The sequence below is a fragment of the Variovorax sp. 20P10.2.4 genome (assembly GCF_058244205.1).
Genome location: NZ_JBZAYE010000417.1, coordinates 1 through 6665 on the forward strand (window position 1 = coordinate 1; position 6665 = coordinate 6665).

Consider the following 6665-nt stretch of genomic DNA (forward strand, 5'->3'; position numbering starts at 1 on the left):
CGCGCCCGCCACGCCGAGCGCCGCCACGCCGGTGGGCGCCGAGCGCTTCGAGATCAACGGCCAGAGCCTGCCGGTGCGGCCCAACATGGGGCTGCTGACGCAGCCGATCTCGTGCATCGGCCTGCCGGTGTGCAGCGTGCCGGTGTGGGGCGCGCATGCGCGGCTGCCGATCGGCGTGCAGGTGATCGCCGCGCCCTGGCGCGAAGACCTCGCGCTGCGCGTGGCCGCGGCGCTCGAGGACGCGGGCGTGGCGCGTGCGCCCGTGGCCACCCTTTGACGACCGACGGACACCCCGCTTCATGACCACTCCCGAGATCAACCTGCCCGACGTGCTCGCCGAAGTCGAGGCCGTGTTCGCGCGCTACGAGCACGCGCTGGTGAACAACGAGGTCGAGGTGCTCGACGAGCTGTTCTGGGCCAGCCCGACCACGCTGCGCTACGGCGCGACCGAGAACCTCTACGGCTACGAAGCGATCCAGGCCTTCCGCGCTTCGCGCCCCGCGCAGGGGCTCGCGCGCAAGCTGCTGCGCGTCGTCATCACCACCTACGGCCGCGACTTCGCGACCGCCAACTGCGAGTTCCGCCGCCAAGGCAGCGAACGCACCGGCCGCCAGAGCCAGACCTGGATGCGCACGGACCAGGGCTGGCGCGTGGTCGCCGCGCACGTGAGCCTGCTCGGCGCCTGAGAACACGTTCCGACGCAGGGCCCATTTCTTGCACCCCCACCTCCACCCTCCCGAAAGCACAGCATGACGAGCCAACCCAATCGCCGCGATTCCCTCAAGACCCTGGCCGCCCTCGGCGCGGCCGGCACCCTCGGTGCGCTGAGCCCCTTCGCTCGCGCGCAGGCCAAGCCGCTCACCGTTGGCGTGATCTACGTCGGCGCGCGCGACGACTACGGCTACAACCAGGCGCACGCGCAGGCCGCGGCCGAGATCAGGAAGCTGCCCGGCATCAAGCTGGTGGAGGAGGAGAACGTGCCCGAGACCGCGGCCGTGCAGAAGACCATGTCGGGCATGATCGCGCAGGACGGCGCCAAGCTGCTGTTCCCGACCTCCTTCGGCTACTTCGATCCGCACATCCTGGCCGTGGCGCCCAAGAACCCCGACGTGCGCTTCTCGCACTGCGGCGGCCTCTGGACCGAGGGCAAGCATCCGAAGAACGTCGGCAGCTTCTTCGGCTACATCGACGAGTGCCAGTTCCTCAACGGCGTGATCGCCGCCCACATGACGAAGAGCAACAAGATCGCCTTCGTCGCGGCCAAGCCGATCCCGCAGGTGCTGCGCAACATCAACGCCTTCACGCTCGGTGCGCGTTCGGTCAAGCCGAACATCACCTGCAGCGTGATCTTCACGGGCGACTGGTCGATGGCCGTGAAGGAGGCCGAGGCCACCAACAGCCTGGCCGACCAGGGCTGCGACGTGTTCACCATGCACGTGGACGGCCCCAAGGTGGTGGTCGAGACGGCCGCCAAGCGCGGCAAGATGGTCTGCGGCTACCACGCGAGCCAGGCCAAGCTCGCGCCGAACGCCTACCTCACGGGCGCCGAGTGGAACTGGCTCACCGCCTACAAGACCGCGATCGAGGCCGCGCAGACCGGCAAGCCGCATCCCAACTTCCTGCGCGGCGGCCTGAAGGAAGGCTACGTGAAGATGTCGGCCTATGGCCCCATGGTGCCGGACGCCGCGAAGAAGCAGGCCGACGACATCAAGGCCAAGATGATCGCGGGCAGCTTCGACATCTTCAAGGACGGCATCAAGGACAACAAGGGCGCGGTGGTGGTGCCCGCGGGCAAGGTGCTCAAGCAGACAGACCTCGAGCTCGAGAAGATGAACTACCTGGTCGAGGGCGTGCTCGGCTCCGTTTGAGCGCAGCGCCGTCCATCGCATCGCCATGCGCAACGCGCTCAAGGAATTCGCCCTCCCGGTCTTCGCCATCGCGGCGGCGCTGCTGGTCTTCGGTCTGGTCGTCGCCTTCGCGGGCGTCGATCCGGTGGAGGTCTGGACCACGCTGTTCAAGGGCGCCTTCGGCGACTGGTTCTCGTGGCAGAACACGCTGCAACGCGCGGCGCCGCTGATGCTCACGGCCCTGTGCGTGGCGCTGCCCGCGCGCGCCGGGCTGATCGTGATCGGCGGCGAGGGCGCGCTGGTGTTCGGCGGCCTGGCCTGCGCGGCGCTCGCGCATGCACTGCCTCTGCCCTCGGGCGTGGCCGGCATCACGCTCCTGTGCATCGCGGGCGCGGCGGTCGGCGCGCTGTGGATCATGCTCGCGGGCTGGCTACGCCAGTACCGCGGCATCAACGAGACCATCAGCAGCCTGCTGCTGGCCTACATCGCGATCGGCATCTTCAAGCACCTGGTCGAAGGGCCGCTGCGCGATCCCGCGAGCCTCAACAAGCCCTCGACCCACACCTTGCCCGACGGCCTCTTGATCGGCGGCATCGGCGGTTCCGACGTGCACTGGGGCCTGGTGGTCGGCATCGTCGCCTGCCTGGGCCTCGCGGCCTGGCTGCGCGCCACGCCTTCGGGCTTCTCGGTGCGCGTGGTGGGCGGCAACCCGCGCACCGCGCAGCTCGTGGGACTGCCGGCCACGCGGCTGATCCTCGGCGCCTGCGGCCTCGGCGGCGCCTGCGCGGGCGTGGCCGGCGCGATCGAGGTGGCGGCGGTGCACACCAACGCCAACGCCTCGCTGATCGCGGGCTACGGCTACGCGGGCATCCTCGTTTCCTTCATCGCGCGCCACAACCCCGCGGCCATCGTGCCGGTGGCGATCCTGTTCGGCGGCTTCGGCGCGGCGGGCAGCCTGCTGCAGCGGCGCGTCGGCCTGCCCGATGCCTCGGTTCTGGTGCTGCAGGGCATCGCCTTCGTGCTGATCCTCGCGAGCGAGGGGCTGCGCACGGTCAACTGGAAGAAGTTCGGCGACCGCATGCTGCCCGAAGCCAAGCAGTACGACAGGAGCGCTGCAGTATGACCGCAGACCAGTGGATCGCGCTCGTGGCCGGCATCGTCGGCGGCGCGCTGCGCGTGGGCGCGCCCTTCCTGTTCGTGAGCCTGGGCGAATGCCTCACCGAGAAGTCGGGCCGCATCAACCTCGGCCTCGAGGGCGTGCTGGTGCTGTCGGCCATGGCGGCCTTCGGCGGCGCCTACCTCACCGACTCGGCCTGGCTCGGCGTGCTGATCGGCGCCACGGCGGGCGCGGCGCTCGCGCTGCTGCACGGCCTCTTGTGTTCGCTCGACCGCGTCAACGACGTGGCCACCGGCATCGCGCTGATGCTGCTGGGCACCGGCCTGGCGTTCTACCTCGGCAAGCCGCTGATCCAGCCGCAGGCGCCGCAGATTCCCGCGATCCCGCTGGGCTTCTGGAGCGACAACCCGGTGGTGCGCTCGGCGCTGCAGCTCAACGCGCTGGTGCCGGTGGGCCTGGCGCTCGCGCTGCTGCTGTGGTGGGGCTTCGCGCGCACGCGCATCGGCCTTTTGGTGCGCATGGCCGGCGATTCGGCGCAGGCCACGCGCGCGCTCGGCTATTCGGTGTCGGGCCTGCGCATCGCGGCCACCACCGCGGGCGGCTTCATCGCGGGGCTCGGCGGCGCCTCGCTCACGCTGTTCTATCCGGGCAGCTGGAACGAGGGCATCTCGAGCGGCCAGGGCCTGATCGCGGTGGCGCTGGTGATCTTCGCGCGCTGGAGCCCGCTGCGCTGCGTGGGCGCGGCCTTCCTCTTCGGCGGCGCCGGCGCCATCGGTCCCGCGCTGCAGTCGATCGGCATCGGCTGGGGCTACCACCTCTTCAACACCGTGCCCTACGTGCTCACGCTGGCGATCCTGGTGCTGACCTGCCGTCCCGGCAGCGCGGCCGCGGGCAGCCCCGGCGAGCTGTCGGCCACCAGGAACTGAGCTTCGACATGACCCCTGAACCCATCACACAAGGACATCGCCCATGAGCGGCCTCGGCGGACTCAACAAATCGGCCAACGGCGTCGTCGTCGGCCTGGTGCAGCTGCAGCTGCCGAACGTGAAGACGCGCGCCGAGCTCGCGGCCCAGACCGCGCGCATCTGCGAGCTGGTGGGCAAGGCGCGCCGCAACCAGTCGACCATGGACCTGGTGGTGTTCCCCGAGTACGCGCTGCACGGCCTCTCGATGGACACCAACCCCGAGATCATGTGCACGCTCGACGGCCCCGAGGTCGCGGCCTTCAAGCGGGCCTGCATCGAGCACCGCATCTGGGGCTGCTTCTCGATCATGGAAGCCAACCCGCGCGGCAACCCCTACAACAGCGGGTTGATCATCGACGACCAGGGCGAGATCCGGCTCTACTACCGCAAGCTGCATCCGTGGGTGCCGGTCGAGCCCTGGGAGCCCGGCAACCTCGGCGTGCCGGTGTGCGACGGCCCCAACGGCAGCAAGCTCGCGCTGATCATCTGCCACGACGGCATGTTCCCCGAGATGGCGCGCGAGGCCGCGTACAAGGGCGCCGAGATCATCCTGCGCACGGCCGGCTACACCGCGCCGATCCGCCATGCCTGGAAGATCACCAACCAGGCCAACGCCTTCTGCAACCTCGCGTACACGGCCAGCGTGTGCCTGAGCGGCAGCGACGGCAGCTTCGACTCGATGGGCGAGGGCATGTTCTGCAACTTCGACGGCACGGTGCTGGTCGAGGGCGGCGGCCGTGTCGACGAGATCGTCACGGCCGAGCTGCGGCCCGACCTGCTGCGCGAGGCGCGCACCGGCTGGGGCGTGGAGAACAACATCTACCAGCTCTACCACCGCGGCTACGTGGCGGTGAAGGGCGGGGCGCAGGACTGTCCCTACACCTACATGCGCGACATGGCCGCGGGCACCTACCGCCTGCCCTGGAGCGCCGAGGTCAAGGTGACCGACGGCACGCCTTGCGGCTTCGCGCCGCCCGAACGCAGCTACGCAGGACCCGAGCAATGAGCACCACCGATACCGCCGCCTTGCAGCGTCACGTCGCGGCCGAACCCTATGCCTGGCCCTACAACGGCCAGCTTCGGCCCGACAACACGGCGCTGATCGTGATCGACATGCAGACCGACTTCTGCGGCAAGGGCGGCTATGTCGACGTGATGGGCTACGACCTGTCGCTGGTACAGGCGCCGATCCAGCCGATCGCGCGCACGCTCGCGGCGCTGCGGCCGCTGGGCTATCACGTGATCCACACGCGCGAGGGCCACCGGCCCGATCTCGCCGACCTGCCGGCCAACAAGCGCTGGCGCTCGCGCCAGATCGGCGCCAACGGCGTGGGCATCGGCGACGACGGTCCCTGCGGGCGCATCCTGGTGCGCGGCGAACCGGGCTGGGAGATCATTCCCGAGCTCGCGCCGCTGCCCGGCGAGACCGTGATCGACAAGCCCGGCAAGGGCTCGTTCTATGCCACCGACCTCGAGCTGATCCTGCGCACGCGCGGCATCGAGAACCTGATCCTCGCGGGCATCACCACCGACGTCTGCGTGCACACCACCATGCGCGACGCCAACGACCGCGGTTTCGAATGCCTGTTGCTGTCGGACTGCACGGCGGCGACCGACCACGGCAACCATCTCGCGGCGCTCAAGATGATCACGATGCAGGGTGGGGTGTTCGGGGCGCATGCTTCGTCGCAGGCTTTGCTGGCGGCGGTATGAGCGCGGATCTTCTCTGTGGAAGGCCGGGGCGCGATCACGCCACTGGGGTGCCTTGCTCCGCGAATGTCCCCCGGCCTTCGGCCTCCTCCTTGATTTCGCTGCGCAAGGCACCCCAGCGACGTGATCGAGGGGCGCTGCGGTCGTGCCGGCCGCACCACCGCTGCGCCTCTCGTGCACAGGGCGTCGGGTACTCCCCGCAGCGAAATCAAGGAGGAGCCGAAGGCGGGGGACATTCGCGGAGGGGAGTACCCGGCGCCCTGTGCACGCGCCCCGAACGAAACCTCGGAGCACAAACATGAGCACCCACGCCATCGGCGGCCTCCCCCCAGGCACCGGCGCGCTCGCGCTCGACACCTACCGCCTCACCAAGCGCTTCGGCGCCTTCACCGCGATGGACAGCGTGACCCTGCGCGTGGAATCCGGCAGCGTGCATGCGCTGCTCGGCGAGAACGGCGCGGGCAAGAGCACGCTGGTCAAGTGCGTGGCCGGCTTCCAGCGCGCGGAGGAGGGCAGCATCCTGATCGACGGCCGCGAGCAGGACATCGCCAACCCCATCGTCGCGCGCGCGCTCGGCATCGGCATGGTCTACCAGCACTTCACCCTGGCGCCGGGCATGACCGTGGCCGAGAACCTGCTGCTGGCCGGCGGCCGCACGCCAGTGGTGATCGACTGGAAAGCCAAGCGCGCCGAGCTCGAGGCCTTCCTCGCCACCACGCCGTTCCGCCTCGACCTCGATGCGCGGCCGTCCGAACTGGCCGCGGGCGAGAAGCAGAAGCTCGAGCTGCTCAAGCAGCTCTACCTGAAGCCGCGCCTGCTGATCCTCGACGAGCCCACCTCGGTGCTCACGCCGCAGGAGGCCGACGAAGTGCTGGGCCATGTGCGCGAGTTCGCGCGCAGCGGGCTGTGCACGGTGCTGATCATCACGCACAAGTTCCGCGAGGTCATGGCCTATGCCGACGGCGTGACGGTGCTGCGGCGCGGCAAGGCCGTGCACCACGGCCGCGTGGCCGACACCAGCCCGGC

Annotated in this window: 7 protein-coding genes and 1 pseudogene; all 8 read left to right on the forward strand. The window is 69.8% G+C overall.

What is annotated here, in order from left to right:
* Positions 1 to 277: pseudogene (locus AC27VN_RS28845) on the forward strand (AtzE family amidohydrolase); the annotation flags it as partial.
* 22 nt (positions 278 to 299) lie between these two features.
* Complete coding sequence (gene hpxZ, locus AC27VN_RS28850) at positions 300 to 686, forward strand: oxalurate catabolism protein HpxZ (protein WP_490878752.1); 387 nt, start codon at positions 300 to 302, stop codon at positions 684 to 686.
* A gap of 63 nt (positions 687 to 749) precedes the next feature.
* On the forward strand, positions 750 to 1868 hold the full coding sequence (locus tag AC27VN_RS28855; protein WP_208508764.1) for a BMP family ABC transporter substrate-binding protein: 1119 nt from the start codon (positions 750 to 752) through the stop codon (positions 1866 to 1868).
* A 25-nt stretch (positions 1869 to 1893) separates the two neighbouring features.
* Positions 1894 to 2970 carry an ABC transporter permease gene (locus tag AC27VN_RS28860; protein ID WP_490878753.1) on the forward strand — a complete coding sequence of 359 codons (1077 nt, stop codon included), beginning with the start codon at positions 1894 to 1896 and terminating at the stop codon, positions 2968 to 2970.
* Positions 2967 to 3890, forward strand: coding sequence for an ABC transporter permease (locus tag AC27VN_RS28865; RefSeq protein ID WP_057592790.1), 924 nt, complete (start codon positions 2967 to 2969; stop codon positions 3888 to 3890). The genes AC27VN_RS28860 and AC27VN_RS28865 overlap by 4 nt, the downstream gene beginning before the upstream one ends.
* A gap of 43 nt (positions 3891 to 3933) precedes the next feature.
* A complete protein-coding gene (locus tag AC27VN_RS28870; RefSeq protein WP_490878754.1) occupies positions 3934 to 4935 on the forward strand; it encodes a formamidase in 1002 nt (333 codons plus the stop codon).
* Positions 4932 to 5642, forward strand: coding sequence for a biuret amidohydrolase (biuH, locus tag AC27VN_RS28875; protein ID WP_490878755.1), 711 nt, complete (start codon positions 4932 to 4934; stop codon positions 5640 to 5642). The genes AC27VN_RS28870 and biuH overlap by 4 nt, the downstream gene beginning before the upstream one ends.
* A 295-nt stretch (positions 5643 to 5937) precedes the next feature.
* A partial coding sequence (locus AC27VN_RS28880) for an ATP-binding cassette domain-containing protein (protein ID WP_490878756.1) occupies positions 5938 to 6665 on the forward strand: 728 nt, incomplete at its 3' end.